The organism is Pelagibacterium halotolerans B2, from assembly GCF_000230555.1.
Taxonomy (GTDB): Bacteria; Pseudomonadota; Alphaproteobacteria; order Rhizobiales; family Devosiaceae; genus Pelagibacterium; species Pelagibacterium halotolerans.
The window spans coordinates 1,004,828-1,020,948 of the sequence record NC_016078.1 but is presented as its reverse complement, the minus strand read 5'-3'; the positions used below and the strand labels follow the sequence as shown (position 1 = coordinate 1,020,948).

The following is a 16,121-nucleotide window of genomic DNA, read 5'->3' as shown; positions in this document are numbered from 1 at the left end:
ACCAAGGAGGGTAACCCCCGTGACTACCAAACTCTTCGCTCTTTCCGCCGCAGCAGCGGCCCTGCTCGTTTCGGGCTGCACAAGCTCCAGTTCGCTCCCGCCCTCGCCGCTCAACTATTCGGCGGTGGGGCTCAATGCCAGTGGGACGGGCACGGGCAATGGCTCGTTTGCGGCCAATCCGAGCACTATCACCGTGGCGGTGGATGGCCGGAACTATACGGTGGGCAATGGCGCCGCAACGCCGGGGCTGCCGGGCGGGCTGACGGGCTATACATACACTGACGCGAACGGCGATGCCGCCTATATCGGAGGCAGCCATGCGGCGACGGCGCTGACCAGCCCGGCCGGAACCAACAGCGTTTATGCCATCGTCGACGGACGGGAAACCACGGGCAGCCAGATGCAGAGCCTGCCCATGCAGGCGGCCAATTATGATGGCGTCTGGGGCATTTCGAGCTCTTCGGGCCAGCAGGCGGGCGGCACGTTCCAGGCCGGCGCCAATTTCGATTCCCGCACCGTCGGGTTCGAGCTTTCCGATCAGTCGGGCCTCGTGGGTGGCGGCAATGGGCAGATCATCGGGACCGGGTTTACCAGCACGCTCGATACACGCGATGCGGTCGACCAGGGGCCGAACAATGTCCGGCTTAATTCCAACAACACGATCGATGGCCAGTTCTACGGGCCGAACGCGGACGAAATGGCCGGGCTGGTGCAGGGCAACACCACCGACGGCAATGGCGCGACCGCCGGTTATCTGATCGGCACGCAGTAAGTGCTTCTGGAGGCGGTGCAAGCCATCGCCTCCGCCTTTGTAATGCGTACGCCCGTGGGGCGAAAAATGGGGCTTTCATGGGTTTTTCCAGAATTCTTGCCGTTGGCCTTCTCGCCGGGGCCGCCTTGTTCGGGCCGGTGGCGGGCGCCCATGCGCAGAGCGCTTCGCTGGCTTCGCTCGACGAGGCGATCGGGGCGCGCGACTGGGGGCGGGCCGAGGCGATCGCGGCGCAGCTCGACGCCGAGGCCGGGCAAGGCGACGTGATGGCGGCCTATGCGGCTTCGGTGCGGCATGCGCTGGATGGCGAATGCGCGGAGGCCGTGGTGCTGGCCGATCTGGTGATCGGGGCGGTGCCGTTTTTCGTGCCGCCGTATCTGGTGGCGCACCGGTGTTATTCCGATCTGGGCCAGAGGGATATGGCGGCGGCGCGGCTGGGCTCGCTGCAGGCGATATTGCCCGACGGGCCGGAGCGCGAGGTGGTTTCGCAATTGCTCCAGAACGCGCAATCGCAGGGAAGACCGGTGTTTTCCGGCTATTTCACCGTGGCGCCTTCGACCAATGTGAACCGGCAGACCGGGGAAGACACAATCGATGGCGGGGTGTGGGGACCGGGGCAAATCCCCGAGGAAGCGCGCGGGAAACGCGGCGTGCTGTTCAGCCTTGGCGGTTCGGTGGCGGTGGAACTGGCGCGCAGCGAGGCGGTGAGCCTTTCGGGCGTGCTGCGCACCGACATACGATTTTCGACAGCCGATGACGTCTTCGAGCCGAGCTTTACGGCGGAGCTGCCGATAACGTTTGCGGTCGGGGAGACGGCGCGGGCGGTGGTTGCACCATTTGCGACGGTCGGGCTGGAAGACGATGTTCTGGACCGTACGGAAGTGGGCGTACGCTCGAGCCTTTCGCTGCTGCTCGATGCGTCGCAGCGGCTGGCGTTCGATCTGAAGCTGGCGGCGGTGGACAGGCCGCTCGATCCGGGGCGGTCGGGGCTTGTTGCGGATGGGGCGATTTCCTATTCGACCTCGCTTTCACCCAACACGAACCTCACAACCACGGCGCGGGCGGTTTACAACCATACCGACGACGAGACGCTGCGCACGTTGGTTGGAACCTTGCGGGCGCGGGTGGATACGCTGTTCGACAATGGATTGCTGGTGGGCGTCGAGGGGACCATCGGGCAGCGCTGGCACTGGCGCCCTGCCCCGTTCCAGCTCGAGGACCAGGTGGACCGGTTTGCGACCGGGCGGATCGAGGCGAGCCATCGCGATTTCACCATCGGGCCGCTGATGCCCTCGATCTATTACGAATACACCAACAGTTGGTCGGACAATGTGTTTTACGACTATGAGAGCCACGATATCGGGCTGACGCTGCGGGCGAGCTTTTGAGGGCGTTTTGCCGTAGGGCGGGTCTGGGTTTTGACGTTTGGTGTTGGGGGCCCTGGATCCCGGATCAGGTTCGGGATGACGGGGGGTAAGCGAAAGCTCAGGTTCCGATTCAATCCATTGCGGGATTGAATCGGGAACGTCTCGTAAGTGCCTGATGCTGAGTCTTATTCGGCGGCCTGGGGTTCTGCTTCGGCCTCGATTTCCGAGCCCGGCTTGCGGTCCGAGAGGGGGATTTCGACGAGGAACCAGCCGATGATGCTGGCGACAGCGGCCGCGGCGGCGGCAACCCAATAGATGGGATGCAGGGCCGAGGTATAGGCCTGCAGCATGGCCAGTTGCTCGGATGCGGGCATGGCGGCCAGCGCGGCGGCATTGAAGCCCGCGGTGCCTTCGGGGTGGCCGATGGCGGCGGTTTCAAAGGCCAGGCGATTGGCAAAGATGGCGCCGAGGACGGCAACGCCGAGCGAACCGCCGATCTGGCGGAACATCTGGGCGCTGGCCGTTGCCACGCCGAGAACGGTGTGGGGCACTGCGTTCTGGATGGCGGTGACGCCGACGCTCATCACCGGACCGATGCCCACGCCCACCAGCAGCATGTAGAACATGACGAGCGGGAACGGGGTATCGACGCCGAGCGTGCCGAGCAGAATGGCGCCGACGGCGAGGATGGTGGTGGAGAGGATGGGCAACAGCTTGTAGCGCCCGGTGCGGGCGATGAAGATGCCCGAAAGGGTCGAGGAGCCGATCAACCCGATCATCATGGGCAACAGCGCCAGCCCGGCCTGGGTGGGGGCGAAGTCCTGCACGATCAGCAGGTAGGACGGCATGTAGGTGATGGTGCCGAACATGGCGGTGCCGACAATGAAGCCCACGGCGTTGGAAACGAGAAAGGCATTGTTGCGGAACAGATAGAGCGGCAGGATCGGCTCGGCGGCGCGCCGTTCGACAATGAGGAAGCCAATGAGCGCGACCGCGCCGACGACGGGAAGAATGAGCGCCTGGGGGGAAAACCACGGCAGGATGGTGCCGCCGATACTTGTGTAGATGACAAGCGCGGAAAGCGCGGTGGTGAGAAGCGCCGCGCCGGCATAGTCGATCTTGCGCTTTTCGCTGCGTGTGCGGCTTTCAAACGCCATGGCGATGACGGCAAAGGCCGCGATGCCGACCGGGATATTGACGAAGAACAGCCAGCGCCAGGACAGGGATTCAACGATCAAACCGCCGAGCAGCGGACCGACCACTGTGGACAGACCGAAGGCGGCGCCGAGGAAACCCTGCGCCTTGCCCCGCTCGCGCGGCGGCAGCACGTCGCCAATGGCAGCCATGGCGGTGACGATCAGCCCGCCCCCGCCGATCCCCTGAATGAAGCGGCAGAACACGAGCATGTTGAGATCGAGCGACATCGCGGCCAGCACCGAGCCGGCAAGGAAGATGCCGATGCCCGACTGCAGCATGAGCTTGCGGCCATACATGTCGCCCAGCTTGCCGAACACCGGCGCGGCGACGGTTGCGGCAAGCAGATAGGCCGTGATGGCCCACGAGATGTGCTCGATGCCGCCGAGATCGGCAACGATGATGGGCAGCGCCGTGGTGATGATGGTCTGGCCCAGTGAGGCCAGCAACAGCGTCGCGACGACCGCGCCGATGACCAATCTCACGTTGGGATCGGATGTCTGCGGCACGGAAGGTGCGGGTTGCGACATTTCTAACTCCGGATAGTCAGAGCATTTGAACGCGCCCCGCTCGGGTCGCGGCATTTGCTCCAAGTCTTGTTTCGTGCGCTTGCGGAACGGGCAAAATGGTGCCAGTGACCCCGACAGCGCTCTATTGAGCTTGATATATCTGCTCGATACAATTACATGTCAATAGCATGCAATTGCCAATGGCATGTATTTAAGGATCCTCTGCCATGCCGACACGACAGGACGCATTGCGCGATTTGCTGGCCAGAAACGGCAAGGACGCCGACCTTGCCGACGCGTTGATCCGCATAGACAACGTCGTGCAGAACTGGCGCCGGCAGATGCACAAGCGCGAGCTTGGCCATCGCGCCACCCGGGCGCTCGGCCTCGATCTCGACCTCGCCCAGATCGACGTGTTGTTCGCCATCGCCACTCCCTGGCTGTCCAGCGAACCCAACGCCGATGACGAGACTATGGTTTCAACCGTCGCGGAGCGTCTTTACATCGATCCATCCCGCGCGAGCCGGCTCGTGGCTGAAATGGTCAATTCGGGATACGCGCGCCGCGCCGTGTCGCAGCGCGACGCCCGCCGCACGATACTGGAGCTGACGCCGGCCGGTGAAGCGGTGATCGAAGCGGTGCGCGGCTATAAATGGCTGTTGCTCGGCGAATTTTTCAGCGCCTGGCCCGCCGAGGAAATTCTTGCCTTCGTCAAACTGTTCGAGCGCTATTCGAGCTGGATGAACAGCAGCGAGGAAGCCGAGGAGAAATACGCCGACGAGATCGCCACGCTGGCCCGCTCGATCGAACGGGCCAAGGCCGAAGTCGCGTCAGGCAGCAAGAGCGGGTGAACTCAGCTCCGATTTCACATGCGCAACAAAGGCGTCCAGAACCGGATTGGCGGCGGGGGTGCTGCGCTTGATGCCGATCTCTGCGATGCCCAGCGGGTAGCGGGCATCCATTTCCTCAAGGATACGCAGGCCGGGACTGACGAACCATGAGGGAGCGACGGCGACGCCGAGTCCGTCACGGACCGTGAGCCCGATAAGGGCGGCGTTCGAGGTTGCGACGGCCAGCCGCCAATCCCTGCCATCACGGGCCAACGCGGCGGAGGCCATTTCCCGCCAGGAACATCCTGCCGACCATGCGCAGAAGGGCAGCGGATCTTCGAAATGAGCCGATGTGCCCTCCCCGCCGATCCAGTGCAGCCGGTCGGCGCGCAGCATTTCCATTTCGCTATCGCCGGCGCGGCAGGAAATTATGGCGGCATCGAGTTCGCCTTCGGCCAAAAGGTCGCGCAATTGCGCCGTCGAGCCGGTGACAACTTCCACCTGCACGGCGGCATGGGCCGCGCCGAAGGTGCGCAAGGTGCCGGGCATGAAGGCCTGCGCATATTCATCGATAGCGCCAAGGCGCAGATTGCCGCTCATTTCGGCGGGCTGGAATGCGCGCAGCGCCTCGTCGTTGAGACGCACCATCGAGGCGGCATATTCGAGCAACTTGAGCCCATCGGGCGTCAGGACGTTGCGCCGCCCTTCCCTTTCGAAAAGCGGCACGCCGACGATCTCTTCAAGGCGTTTCATCTGGGCCGAGACCGTGGACTGGGTCTTGTTCACTTTCTCTCCGGCCGCGCCGAAGCTGCCGGTTTCGGAAATGGCCAGAAATGTGCGCAGGAAGTCCGGATCGAGCGAAAACACCGCAATCTCCTTTCATCAGCAATTTCGATGGTTTTAACAAAAAACATTCGTTAGATCAATTTATCCTGTCGATCCATGATGGGCGTCATCGAACAAGGAGACGACAGATGACGCTTTATGAACGGGACGAATTCGTCGAACGGTTGCAGTATCGGGCCACTGTGTGGCGCTATCTCAAGCTGGTGGTTTCGGGCTGGTGGGCCGACCGCAGGGCGCGCGGCGCGCGGCGGAGGGCCATGGTCGAACTTGCCGAAATGGAAGACTGGCAGTTGCGCGATATCGGGCTCGAACGCTCCGAGGTCGATCGACTGCTCAACCGGCACGGGATGGCGCGCGATCAGGTCAAGGCGCTTGAAGCGCGATAGAGCGGCCTTCAATAGACATAGACGTTGAGCACACTGCCCTCGGTCGCCATCGCGAATACGTCATTGGGACCACGCGAGGCACGGCTGAGGGCAAGAGAAACCAGTTGATCGGCGGCGGCGGCGCCGCGCAGCGAACCAAGCCGGCCGCTGGCCTGCATGCGGCTTTCAAGTTGCTGGCGCGTGTCGGTGCAAAAGCCCATTGGCACCACCCGCACATTGGGGACCCGGTCCCAACCGCCCGGCACCGTATTGTCGAACAGGAACATTGCCCAATCGGGGCTTGCGGCGTCGCAGTTTTCGTCAATCACAGCCGTGGCGTCCGGTTCCGGTTCCGGTTCCGGTTCCGGTTCCGGTTCCGAAACGGGCTGCGCGGTGGTCGGGGTGTCATCAAGCGGTTCGCCCGGGTCGGCCAGGGCCACCTCAAGTCCCTCCACCAGCAAACCGTCAAGGCTGGGCGTCATGCCGGGCAGGTCCAACCAGCGCTGCAGCTCGGGAGCGGCGGCGACAGGTTCTGGCTCCGGCTCGGGGGCGAGGCTGACGAAGGATTGCCGGAACAGGTCCTCCGGCGGCGCGGCGGCAGGTGCGGCTTCGACCACGGCGGGCTCGAGCACGGCCGTGTCGGCGGGGGGATCTTCCTCTTGGGACGACGGCGGGACCGGTGCGGAGACGGGTTCGTCGATCACATCGGCGGGAGCGTCCGGCTCGACGGCAGCAATTTCGGTAACGCCGGGCTCGGTCTCCGCCGCTTCATCCTCGCCATCCTGAAGCCTGACGATGGCCACGGCCGCGATCGCTCCGAACGCAAAAGCGGATACGAGGACGAGCGACGCCATCCGCAATGCGTAGCTGTGCATGGTCGCCATGAACCGCGCCTTCCCCAAAAAAGGCCGGACGCACTCACCGGGTGGGTGGACGCGCAGCCGCAACTTCCGTTTGGGCAGTTGGTCCCGGCAGCAATCGTGTGGCCTTGCTTGCTGCGGTGCGTGAAATACCCAAACCGTTGGTGCAGCTTATTATTTATCGCTACCAGGATGCAACGCACAAAAAACGCCGCGTCCTTGTGAACGCGGCGTGCGGAAAATCGGGTCGGGCCTTTCCCGCCCCCTCGCTCAGGCTGGGGGCGTTGGCGCCTCAAATCCTCGCGTTACCGCGAGGTCGGCACTCACCCAACGATTTCGTCGTCGGAGAAGAAGAACTTGATTTCTTCGGCAGCGGTTTCGGGAGCGTCCGAACCGTGGACCGAGTTTTCACCGACCGAGAGGGCGAATTCCTTGCGGATGGTGCCGGCGTCGGCGTTTTCAGGGTTTGTGGCGCCCATGACTTCGCGGTTTTTCGCGATGGCATCTTCACCTTCGAGAACCTGGACGACGACGGGGCCGGAGATCATGAAATCGACCAGTTCGCCGAAGAAGGGGCGTTCCTTGTGGACCGCATAAAAGCCTTCAGCCTGTTCCCGGGTCATCTGGATGCGCTTGGAAGCGACGATGCGCAGGCCGGCATCCTCGAATTTGGAGATGATCTTGCCGGTGAGGTTACGCTTTGTGGCGTCGGGCTTGATGATCGAAAAGGTGCGCTGAATGGCCATTGTGTCTGGTCCTTATGGGAGGATGCAAAGAAAGTGGGGCCTTTTAGCGTCAGGTTATGGCGGTGGCAAGACGGCTTGGCGAGCGGTTATGGCCAGCGTTGGGCGGCGTGGAGCAATGCGACGACTTCCAATGTGTCTTCAGCGACGCGGTAGACGACGAGATAATTGGGATGCACGATCAGCTCGCGCGTTTCAGGCGCCCGCCCTGCCCGGCCAGATAAGGGATAATCGACGAGACGAGCGCATTTGGTGTCGATCGTCTCGTCGAGATCTATGGCTGCGTCGATATTGTCTTCGGCAATGAACGCAATGATATGCTCGCGCTGAGTGATGGCCCCCGGCATCCATTTCAGCTTCATGCACGAGCTTTCTGTTTCTTGCGCAGGTCGGCGCGAAGTTTTGCGAAATGAGCCTCCACCTCTTCATGAGGGATACCGAGGCCGGCATCGGCTTCATCGATGCCTTGCTGGACCTTGGCGCGGAACCATGCGTCATATTCGGCGGCTTCCTGTTCCTTTGCGATGGTATCGCGGATGAAGTCTCGCACGAGTTGTGCGCCGGTGCGGTCCTTGGATTTGGCGATTTCGGCGAACTGCTTTTTCAGGTCTTCATCAATGCGGAAGGTGAAGGTGGATTCGGCCATGTGCTTGCTCCGTAGTATTGGTTCAGTGCATTGTAACACACATGGGCTGACGGCGCGACAATGACAAGGCTTGCGCTTCGCCGTGTGGCACCATAGGTAGCCGCCATCATGCTTACGATCACCAACCTTCATTACAAGATTGCCGGACGTCCCCTGTTCGAGGGGGCGTCGGTGACGTTGCCGACTGGGGCCAAGACCGGGTTCGTGGGCAAGAACGGATCGGGCAAGACGACGCTGTTCCAATTGATCCAGGGGTTTTTATCGCCCGAGCAGGGGTCGATCGAATTGAGCAAGCGGGCGCGGATCGGGGCGGTGGCGCAGGAAGCGCCGGCCACCGAAATGAGCGTGCTCGATATGGTGCTGTCGGCCGACACCGAGCGCACGGCGCTGATGGCGGAGGCGGAAACCGCCGAGGATCCGCACCGGATCGCCGAGATTCATACGCGGCTGGCCGATATCGATGCGCATACGGCGGAAGCGCGGGCCAGTTCGATTCTGAAGGGACTGGGGTTTTCGCTGGAACGGCAGAACGGGCCGTGCAGCGAGCTTTCAGGTGGCTGGAGGATGCGGGTGGCGCTGGCGGGGGTGCTGTTTTCGCAGCCCGACCTTTTGCTGCTCGACGAGCCGACCAACTATCTCGATCTCGAAGGCACGCTGTGGCTGGAGAAATATCTGGCGAGTTACCCCTATACGGTCTTCATGATTTCCCATGACCGCGACCTGCTCAACAAGGCGGTCAATTCGATCATCCATCTCGAGCGCGGCAAGCTGACCTTTTACAAGGGCGCTTACGATACATTCGAGGAAACCCGCCGCATGCAGATGGAGCTGCAGAACAAGGCGCGGGAGAAAACGCTCGCCCAGATCGAGCACATGCAGAAATTCGTGGACCGGTTCAAGGCCAAGGCGACAAAGGCCAAGCAGGCCCAGAGCCGGGTCAGGGCCATCGCCAAGCTGCGGCCGCCCGAAGCGCTGTTTGACGAATATGCGGCGCCGTTCAGCTTTCAGCAGCCGAAAAAGTCGCCCGCCACGCCGATGATCACCTTCGACAATGTGTCGGTGGGGTATGGCGAGACGGTCATTTTGAACCGGATCACCAACCGGATCGATCCGGACGACCGGATTGCGCTGATCGGGCCGAACGGGAACGGGAAATCGACGTTCGCCAAGCTGTTATCGGGTGAGCTGAAGCCCATGGGCGGGCAGATGTTGCGGGCGAAGACGCTCGAAGTCGCCTATTTCGCCCAGCACCAGCTCGACCATCTCAAGCCCGAACAGACCCCATACGAGCATGTGATCGATTTGATGCCGCTCGAAAGCGAGGCGAAACGCCGGGCGCGGGTGGCGCAGATGGGGCTTTCGACCACGCGGATGGACACGAAAGCGAAAAACCTTTCGGGCGGCGAGCGGGCGCGGCTTTTGATGGGGATCATCACGTTCGGCGGGCCGGGCATGCTGGTGCTGGACGAGCCGACCAACCATCTCGACATCGACAGCCGCGATGCGCTGGTCCATGCGCTCAACGACTACAAGGGCGCGGTGCTGATCATCTCGCACGACCGGCACCTGATCGAAGCGACCTGCGACACGCTGTGGATCGCCGAGAATAGCACCGTACGCGAGTTCGAGGACGATCTGGACGGGTATCAGAAGAGCCTCACCTCGAACGGGGCGAGCGGGGCTGGCGGGGGCGGTTCGGCATCGGACCGCAAGCGCGAGCGGCAGGAAGCGGCGGCGAAACGGGCCGAGCTGGCGCCGTTGCGCAAGGAAATCAAATCCATCGAGCAGAAACTGGAGTGGAAGCGCAAGGATCTGGCCAAGATCGACAGGCAGCTCGACGATCCGGCGCTCTATACCGGCGATGCGGACAAGGCGATTGCGCTGGGGATCGAGAAATCGAAATTCGAGGGCGAGATCGCGGCGCTCGAGGACCAGTGGCTGGACAAGAGCGCGGAACTGGAGGACGCGCAGGCGGACGCCTGAGAGGTTTCTTTACCCCAAGGGCAAAGCCGTCTGGAAGAGGTCATTGGCGCGCGCTAGAATACGCCGAAAGACGATGCGGGACGAGGATTGAGCATGGCGAAACGGATGATTGCGGCACTGCTGGCCGTGCTGGCGGTGGCAACTCCGGCGGCGGCCCAGCAACTGACCAATGTGCAGCGCGATGCGGCCATTCAGTTTGCGCTCAACAACACCCGCCACACGATGTTGCACGAAATCGGGCATCTTCTGGTCGACCAGCTCGACCTGCCGGTGCTGGGGCGTGAAGAAGATGCCGTGGACATGATGGCCACGCTGCTCATGCTCGACACGGGGACCGAAGCGGACGTGATCGGGCTGCAGGATACCATAGACGGCTGGCGTTATTCGGAGAGCTTCCGGCCCTCGCGCGGCTACGTCAATTCGGCGTTTTACGGCGCGCACAGCCTCGATATCCAGCGCTCCTACGCCATGGCGTGCCTGATGGTGGGGAGCGACTACGAGCGGCATACCCAATACGCGACGCGGATTTCGCTGCCCATCGACCGGCAGAAAAGCTGCGCCGAGGATTACCGGATCGCCGAGCGGGGCTGGTCGATGGTGCTCGATCCGCATCGGCGCCAGGGGGCTCCAGCGTCGGATGTTACGGTTCAGTATCGCGACACGCGCGGCCAATATCCGGAAGCGCAGGCGCTATTGGAACAGGCGCAGGTGCTCGAGCAATATGCCGACTGGGTGGCCAAGAATTTCGTGCTGCCCAACCCCGTGCAGATCACTGCGGAGAACTGCGGCGAGGTCAACGCATTCTACGATCTCGAAACCCGCGAAGTGATCCTGTGCTATGAATGGGTCGATTTTTTCTATGAGCTTTATGTGTCCGACATCATGCCGGTGCGCGAGCATTTCGAAATGATGCGCAAGCTCAAGCTCGAGAAGCTTGGACGGGTCGAATAGGACCAATCGAGATTGGTGCGGGAGGCGGCCCTGTACCTCGTCGACCGTGAGTTTCGTTGGGTAGAGTGGATTTGCCGAAGATGGAGCCGCCAGCGCTGCCGGGTACTGGATCCCGCGTCTTCGCCCGGGATGACCAAGGTGGTGGATCGCCTTCCTAACTGACCCCCATATACCGCCCCGGCTTGTGGTTTAAAATGATGACCAGACTCATGAACACCGCGCCGACCAGCGAGAGCAGCACCCTGTCGAGGGGCAGGATGAACAGGGCAGCGATCAGGATGAGGAAATCGATGCCGAACTGGACATAGCCGGCGGCGATCTTGTGATTGTCCTGCAGGTAGAGCGCTAAAATATTGACGCCGCCCAGGCTGGCGCGGTGGCGGAACAGGGCGAGGATGCCCATGCCCATCATGGCGCCGCCGGCAATGGCGGCAAAGAACGGGTTTATGCCCGAAATGTTGAGCCAGTTGGGCATCAATGCCGGATAGACCGAAACGAGCCCCACCGCGATGAAGGTCTTGAGCGTGAACGGCCAACCCATGCGCAGGAACGCCAGAATATAAAACGGCAGGTTGACGACGAAGAACACGGCGCCGAACGGCAGACCGGTGGCGTATTGGACGAGCAAAGCCAGACCGGCGGTGCTGCCGGTTGTGATCTGGGCTTCCGAATAGAAAGTGACGCCGAGCCCGACAAACAGCGTGCCAAGCAGAATGGCAAGAAAATCTTCAAGCGGGGTGTGCCTGACCCTGGGTTCGAACGAGGAATCCATTAGTTTTGATTTCGCTTCGTGGAATCGAGATCGGAACTAAATCATTGTTTGCCGCGAGATCGAACCGAAAAATCTCAGCGATTTTCAGGCCTTCTTGCTCCAGCGGCCTTCGCCGTCCTGCTGCCAATAGGTGAGATCGTAAACCGGCTTGAGGGTGCGCCACACCTCCCGCGCCTCGGTGACGGCGTCGGGGTCATGGCCGTTGAAGATATAGACAAGCCGCTCATAGCCATCGAGCTGGCGCGGGGTGGCGCGATCGACGAAAAAGCGGATGGTGGCGCCGTTGGGGTTTTCATCGCCGCCGGTCAGCAGCACCGGTTGGGCCGCATCGCCCTCCTCCCCCCGCGCGACGGCGTGGGGCAGAAAGCTGTCATCGGAATAGGTCCAGAGCGCTGAATCGATGGTTTCGAGCCGCTCGGCGCTGCCCACCTCCACCACCGCCCGCCAGCCGCGCTCGATTGTCTTTTCGAGCAGCATGGGCAGAACGGATTCGAGCGGCCGGGTTTCGAGGTGGTAGAAGAGAAGATCGGTCATGGCGATGTTATCGCATCGGATTGGTGGGGGCGCTAGGGGATGGCGTAAGCCAACTATCTTTCGACTGTTTCGTGAAGCGGCCCCGCCGCTGTGCCGAGTGTGCGGGCTACAAAGTCCCGCAGACTTTGTTCGACATAGCGCTCCACCGATTGTTTTGGATCGAAACCCCACCAAAGCAAGGCGCCTTGCCAGTGCGTGGCCGCAAGCAATCCGACACCGGCGGGAACGCCGGTTTGCGCAAAGCAGGCATCAAGGGCGGCGCAGAGTTGGTCTCGCCAGGCGGCGCCGCGCGCCCGCAACCGGGGGTCGCGCAAATCCTCACGCAGGATCAAAAGACCTTCCGCATAGGTGTCGATGGTACCGTATTGGCCGGTGAGCCCCACGAGAAGTTCGATTGCCCCTTCGGGTGTCCTGGGAACCGAACCGGCGAGGCGTGCGGTATCGGCGTCCAGCCGATCCCAGGCGATGAGGAGCGATTTTTGCTTGAGGACGGCCTTGTTGCCGAAGCGCTGGACGAGGGTTGCCCCCGAGAGGCCGCACCGTTTGGAAAGAGCGGCGAAAGTCAGCGCCTCGGGCCCCTGCTCGTACATCAGGTCCAGGGCATGGCGCAGCACAAAGTCATCGGACTGCGTTTTTTGACGGGGCATCTTGACTCCGATAAATAACCGAACGATTGTTTATATATACAAATCGCTGAGAAAGCCAGCCTAACAAAGGGAGGTCGGCAATGACACTTTCAGGAAAGGTTGCGCTGGTCGCCGGGGCGACACGCGGCGCGGGTCGCGGCATCGCAACAGAACTCGGGGCCGCCGGTGCCACGGTGTATGTGACAGGACGCACCACTCGCGAGCAGCCATCCGAATATGGCCGCGCGTCCGAAACGATCGAGGAAACGGCCGAACTGGTGAGTGCGGCCGGCGGCAAGGGCATTGCGATCCAGGTCGACCATCTGGTTCCCGAACAGGTCCAAACGCTGATCGAACGAATTCGGACCGAACAGGGCCGTCTCGATATTCTCGTGAACGACATCTGGGGCGGAGAGAAACTGTTCGAATGGAACAAGCCGGTCTGGGACCACGATCTGGATAACGGTTTACGGCTGCTCAGGTTGGGGATCGATACCCACCTCATAACCGCCCATTTCGCCCTGCCGCTGATGATCGAGCAACCGGGCGGCCTTCTTGTCGAGGTGACCGATGGGACGGCGGATTATAATGCCGACCACTACCGCCTCTCTCCCTTCTACGATCTTGCCAAGGTTTCCGTAAACCGCATGGCCTGGGCGCATGCGAAGGATCTGGAAAAGCATGGGGCAACGGCGGTTTCGTTGACGCCCGGGTGGCTGCGGTCCGAGATGATGCTGGAAGCGTTCGGGGTTCGTGAGGACAATTGGCGCGAGGCCACGGCCAAGGTGCCGCATTTCGTAATTTCCGAATCGCCCCGCTTCGTGGGCCGGGCCGTCGCCGCGCTGGCCGCAGACACCGAACGCATGCGTTGGAACGGCCAATCATTGTCGAGCGGGGGTCTGTCGCAAATCTACGGGTTCACCGATCTTGATGGCTCACGCCCCGATGCGTGGCGGTATCTGATCGAGGTAGAGGAAGCCGGCAAGCCCGCCGACGACACCGGATACCGATAGGTCCCTTTCATGTCCCAATCCGAAGACCCGACACAGCACCGTTTCAACTCTGCGTTCGCCCGTGAGGTGCGGAATGCTGAGATGGCCGACATCGAACATCTTGTTGGGCTTTGGCACTCCGGCTGGCAGGACGCGCACGCTGCCATTCTGCCCGCTGAACTGTCGCGATACCGGACGCCGGCGAGTTTCCGGCAGCGGCTTATCGACAATCTTGCGCTTACGCGGGTTTGCGGTCCAGTGGGCAATCCGCCCGGCCTGTGCATGATCAAGCAGGATGAGCTTTACCAACTCTATGTCGCGCCGGCGGCCAGAGGCTCGGGCACCGCAGCGGCACTGCTTGCCGATGGCGAACGGCGGATCGCTGCGTCCGCCGTAACCACCGCATGGTTGGCCTGCGCCATCGGCAATGAACGCGCTGCGCGGTTCTATGAAAAACATGGATGGCAGCGCGCGGGCCAGATGACCAACCGGCTGCCGACGCCCGATGGCATCTTTGATCTCGAGGTCTGGCGCTACGAGAAGCGCCTATAGTCCGAATGTCGTCCGGTTCGGAATAGCGATTGCGGTAGCAACACCCGCCTGCGTTCGCGCTATCGCCTACCCGCCATCCTCATACCCATCCCGGATCAACCGATCGAACAGCGCCACCCCGAACCCCGTGGCCCATGAGGTGTTGGTTTCCGTCGAGGCTTTGCCGAAGGCGGTGGAGGCGATGTCGATGTGGGCCCAGGGGGTGTCGCCCACGAAGTGGGAGAGGAACTGCCCGGCGATGGACGCGCCGCCCAGGCGGCCGCCCTGGTTCTTGATGTCGGCGAAGCGGCTTTCGATGAGTTTGTCGTAGGCCGGGCCGATGGGCAGGTGCCAGACCTTTTCGCCCGAGGCGCGGCCGGCCTGCTGGAGTTTGGCGGCCAGGGACTCGGTGTTGGTGAAGACGCCCGCATAATCCTCGCCCAGCGCGATGCGGATGGCGCCGGTCAAGGTTGCGATGTCGAACATGGCTTTGGGCTTGAACCGGTCCTGGCAATACCAGAGGGCATCGGCCAGAACGAGGCGGCCTTCGGCGTCGGTGGAAATGACCTCGATGGTTTCGCCCGACATGGCGGTGATGACGTCGCCCGGGCGGTAGGCGTTGGCGTCGGGCATGTTTTCGGCGAGGGCAAGGATGCCGACGGCGTTGAGTTTCGCCTTGCGGGTGGCGAGAGACTGCATGAGGCCCAGCACGGCGGCGGCGCCGCCCATATCGCCCTTCATGTTTTCCATCGAGGCGGCGGGCTTGATCGAAATGCCGCCGGTATCGAAAACGATGCCCTTGCCGACAAAGGCCAGAGGCGCCTGACCCTTTTTGCCGCCGTTCCATTGCATCACGACGAGGCGGGGGGGACGGACCGACCCCTGCCCTACGGCGAGGATGGCGCCCATGCCGAGGGCTTTCATCTGATCCTCGTCGAAAACTTCGACCGAGATGCCGAGATCGGCCAGGGTGTTGGCGACATCGGCCATGTCCGAGGGGCCGAGCAGATTGGCGGGCTCGTTGACCAGGTCGCGGGCGAGAATGGTGCCATCGGCGACGGCGAGGGCGTCATCGAGCGCAGCGTTCATGCCCGATGCTTTCGCGACAACGAAGGTGAGCGCGGTGGGATGGGTCGCGCCGTTCTTGCGGCGGGTGAGGTATTTTTCAAAGCGATAGGAGCGCAGGCGCGCGCCTGCCCCCAGCGCGCCGACCAGACGCGGGGTCAGGCCCGGCTCGTCGAGCACGACTGCGGCATCGGAGACGCCGACGGCGTCGAGCTTGGCAAAAAGCGAGCCGCCGCGATCGACCCAGGCGGCGTCATTGTCCCCTTCCCCATCGGCACCGCGACCGAGCACCAGAAGACGGTCGCAATCAAGGCCCGTGGGGGCGGCGATATCGATCATGTGGCCGGGGCGGCCGGAAAAGCCGGTGGCCTTGGCGATGCGGGCGAAATCGAGGCCGGTGCGCTTCCAGAGCCCCGACGCCACCGGGCCCATTTTGCCGCTGCCATCGGCGTAGAGCACGAGGGCGGAGGGGGAATCGGGCAGGTTTTCGGTGAGGGAGATCGAGAGCGTTTGCGGCATGGGCGCGGCAACCTTGGCT

18 protein-coding genes are annotated in these 16,121 nt (G+C 62.5%); 8 read left to right on the top strand and 10 right to left on the bottom strand.

What is annotated here, in order from left to right:
• The first annotated feature begins 19 nt into the window (after positions 1-19).
• Both KKY_RS05040 and KKY_RS05035 read left to right on the top strand, forming a co-directional pair.
• Complete coding sequence (locus tag KKY_RS05040) at positions 20-772, top strand: transferrin-binding protein-like solute binding protein (RefSeq protein WP_014130229.1); 753 nt, start codon at positions 20-22, stop codon at positions 770-772.
• Positions 773-849: 77 nt separating this feature from the next.
• Positions 850-2,157 (top strand): hypothetical protein, encoded by a 1,308-nt coding sequence (locus KKY_RS05035; protein ID WP_014130228.1) that lies wholly within the window; start codon positions 850-852, stop codon positions 2,155-2,157.
• Positions 2,158-2,321: 164 nt separating this feature from the next.
• Here the strand turns inward: KKY_RS05035 and KKY_RS05030 are convergent, their stop codons facing one another.
• Entirely contained in the window at positions 2,322-3,860 is a 1,539-nt protein-coding gene (locus KKY_RS05030; protein ID WP_014130227.1) for an MDR family MFS transporter, read from the bottom strand.
• A 206-nt stretch (positions 3,861-4,066) separates the two neighbouring features.
• Here KKY_RS05030 and KKY_RS05025 point away from each other — a divergent pair, with 206 nt between their 5' ends.
• A complete protein-coding gene (locus KKY_RS05025; RefSeq protein ID WP_014130226.1) occupies positions 4,067-4,690 on the top strand; it encodes a MarR family winged helix-turn-helix transcriptional regulator in 624 nt (207 codons plus the stop codon).
• Here KKY_RS05025 and KKY_RS05020 read toward each other — a convergent pair.
• Complete coding sequence (locus tag KKY_RS05020) at positions 4,670-5,536, bottom strand: LysR substrate-binding domain-containing protein (RefSeq protein WP_014130225.1); 867 nt, start codon at positions 5,534-5,536, stop codon at positions 4,670-4,672. The two genes, KKY_RS05025 and KKY_RS05020, sit on opposite strands and share 21 nt — an antisense overlap.
• 107 nt (positions 5,537-5,643) lie before the next feature.
• Between KKY_RS05020 and KKY_RS20460 the strand changes: the two genes are divergently transcribed.
• Positions 5,644-5,901, top strand: a complete 258-nt coding sequence (locus KKY_RS20460) for a YjiS-like domain-containing protein (protein ID WP_014130224.1) — start codon at positions 5,644-5,646, stop codon at positions 5,899-5,901.
• A gap of 8 nt (positions 5,902-5,909) precedes the next feature.
• Here KKY_RS20460 and KKY_RS05010 read toward each other — a convergent pair whose 3' ends face one another.
• The 4 genes from KKY_RS05010 to KKY_RS04995 form a co-directional block, all read right to left on the bottom strand.
• Positions 5,910-6,764 carry a hypothetical protein gene (locus KKY_RS05010; protein WP_014130223.1) on the bottom strand — a complete coding sequence of 285 codons (855 nt, stop codon included), beginning with the start codon at positions 6,762-6,764 and terminating at the stop codon, positions 5,910-5,912.
• A 299-nt stretch (positions 6,765-7,063) separates the two neighbouring features.
• The gene (ndk, locus tag KKY_RS05005) at positions 7,064-7,486 is read right to left on the bottom strand and encodes a nucleoside-diphosphate kinase (RefSeq protein WP_014130222.1); all 423 of its coding nucleotides are present in this window, start codon (positions 7,484-7,486) and stop codon (positions 7,064-7,066) included.
• 86 nt (positions 7,487-7,572) lie between these two features.
• A complete protein-coding gene (locus tag KKY_RS05000) occupies positions 7,573-7,845 on the bottom strand; it encodes a type II toxin-antitoxin system RelE/ParE family toxin (RefSeq protein ID WP_014130221.1) in 273 nt (90 codons plus the stop codon).
• Positions 7,842-8,129 carry a CopG family ribbon-helix-helix protein gene (locus KKY_RS04995; protein WP_014130220.1) on the bottom strand — a complete coding sequence of 96 codons (288 nt, stop codon included), beginning with the start codon at positions 8,127-8,129 and terminating at the stop codon, positions 7,842-7,844. Before KKY_RS04995 ends, KKY_RS05000 begins: the two co-directional genes overlap by 4 nt.
• 108 nt (positions 8,130-8,237) lie before the next feature.
• Here KKY_RS04995 and KKY_RS04990 point away from each other — a divergent pair, with 108 nt between their 5' ends.
• Together KKY_RS04990 and KKY_RS04985 are read left to right on the top strand one after the other, a co-directional pair.
• Positions 8,238-10,112, top strand: a complete 1,875-nt coding sequence (locus KKY_RS04990; RefSeq protein WP_014130219.1) for an ABC-F family ATP-binding cassette domain-containing protein — start codon at positions 8,238-8,240, stop codon at positions 10,110-10,112.
• Between the two features lie 93 nt (positions 10,113-10,205).
• Complete coding sequence (locus KKY_RS04985) at positions 10,206-11,063, top strand: DUF4344 domain-containing metallopeptidase (protein WP_014130218.1); 858 nt, start codon at positions 10,206-10,208, stop codon at positions 11,061-11,063.
• A 154-nt stretch (positions 11,064-11,217) separates the two neighbouring features.
• Here KKY_RS04985 and KKY_RS04980 read toward each other — a convergent pair whose 3' ends face one another.
• From KKY_RS04980 to KKY_RS04970, 3 genes are all read right to left on the bottom strand, one after another.
• Positions 11,218-11,835: a YitT family protein gene (locus KKY_RS04980; RefSeq protein ID WP_014130217.1), complete on the bottom strand. Its 618-nt coding sequence runs from the start codon at positions 11,833-11,835 to the stop codon at positions 11,218-11,220.
• Between the two features lie 84 nt (positions 11,836-11,919).
• Positions 11,920-12,369, bottom strand: a complete 450-nt coding sequence (locus KKY_RS04975; RefSeq protein ID WP_014130216.1) for a DNA polymerase III subunit chi — start codon at positions 12,367-12,369, stop codon at positions 11,920-11,922.
• A 53-nt stretch (positions 12,370-12,422) separates the two neighbouring features.
• Positions 12,423-13,016, bottom strand: coding sequence for a TetR/AcrR family transcriptional regulator (locus KKY_RS04970; protein WP_014130215.1), 594 nt, complete (start codon positions 13,014-13,016; stop codon positions 12,423-12,425).
• Positions 13,017-13,096: 80 nt separating this feature from the next.
• Here KKY_RS04970 and KKY_RS04965 point away from each other — a divergent pair, with 80 nt between their 5' ends.
• The gene (locus KKY_RS04965; RefSeq protein ID WP_014130214.1) at positions 13,097-14,008 is read left to right on the top strand and encodes an SDR family oxidoreductase; all 912 of its coding nucleotides are present in this window, start codon (positions 13,097-13,099) and stop codon (positions 14,006-14,008) included.
• Positions 14,009-14,089: 81 nt separating this feature from the next.
• Positions 14,090-14,539, top strand: coding sequence for a GNAT family N-acetyltransferase (locus KKY_RS04960; RefSeq protein WP_014130213.1), 450 nt, complete (start codon positions 14,090-14,092; stop codon positions 14,537-14,539).
• A 66-nt stretch (positions 14,540-14,605) separates the two neighbouring features.
• Here the strand turns inward: KKY_RS04960 and KKY_RS04955 are convergent, their stop codons facing one another.
• Positions 14,606-16,102 (bottom strand): leucyl aminopeptidase, encoded by a 1,497-nt coding sequence (locus KKY_RS04955; RefSeq protein ID WP_014130212.1) that lies wholly within the window; start codon positions 16,100-16,102, stop codon positions 14,606-14,608.
• Between the last annotated feature and the right edge of the window lie 19 nt (positions 16,103-16,121).

Coding starts and splice junctions, on each gene's coding strand:
- KKY_RS04960 (WP_014130213.1), top strand. CDS start 14,090: ATGGCCGACATCGAACATCTTGTTGGGCTTTGGCACTCCGGCTGGCAG.
- KKY_RS04975 (WP_014130216.1), bottom strand. CDS start 12,369: ATGACCGATCTTCTCTTCTACCACCTCGAAACCCGGCCGCTCGAATCC.
- KKY_RS05030 (WP_014130227.1), bottom strand. CDS start 3,860: ATGTCGCAACCCGCACCTTCCGTGCCGCAGACATCCGATCCCAACGTG.
- ndk (WP_014130222.1), bottom strand. CDS start 7,486: ATGGCCATTCAGCGCACCTTTTCGATCATCAAGCCCGACGCCACAAAG.
- KKY_RS04985 (WP_014130218.1), top strand. CDS start 10,206: ATGGCGAAACGGATGATTGCGGCACTGCTGGCCGTGCTGGCGGTGGCA.
- KKY_RS05000 (WP_014130221.1), bottom strand. CDS start 7,845: ATGAAGCTGAAATGGATGCCGGGGGCCATCACTCAGCGCGAGCATATC.
- KKY_RS20460 (WP_014130224.1), top strand. CDS start 5,644: ATGACGCTTTATGAACGGGACGAATTCGTCGAACGGTTGCAGTATCGG.
- KKY_RS04990 (WP_014130219.1), top strand. CDS start 8,238: ATGCTTACGATCACCAACCTTCATTACAAGATTGCCGGACGTCCCCTG.
- KKY_RS05025 (WP_014130226.1), top strand. CDS start 4,067: ATGCCGACACGACAGGACGCATTGCGCGATTTGCTGGCCAGAAACGGC.
- KKY_RS05010 (WP_014130223.1), bottom strand. CDS start 6,764: ATGGCGACCATGCACAGCTACGCATTGCGGATGGCGTCGCTCGTCCTC.
- KKY_RS04980 (WP_014130217.1), bottom strand. CDS start 11,835: ATGGATTCCTCGTTCGAACCCAGGGTCAGGCACACCCCGCTTGAAGAT.
- KKY_RS05035 (WP_014130228.1), top strand. CDS start 850: ATGGGTTTTTCCAGAATTCTTGCCGTTGGCCTTCTCGCCGGGGCCGCC.
- KKY_RS04970 (WP_014130215.1), bottom strand. CDS start 13,016: ATGCCCCGTCAAAAAACGCAGTCCGATGACTTTGTGCTGCGCCATGCC.
- KKY_RS04995 (WP_014130220.1), bottom strand. CDS start 8,129: ATGGCCGAATCCACCTTCACCTTCCGCATTGATGAAGACCTGAAAAAG.
- KKY_RS04955 (WP_014130212.1), bottom strand. CDS start 16,102: ATGCCGCAAACGCTCTCGATCTCCCTCACCGAAAACCTGCCCGATTCC.
- KKY_RS04965 (WP_014130214.1), top strand. CDS start 13,097: ATGACACTTTCAGGAAAGGTTGCGCTGGTCGCCGGGGCGACACGCGGC.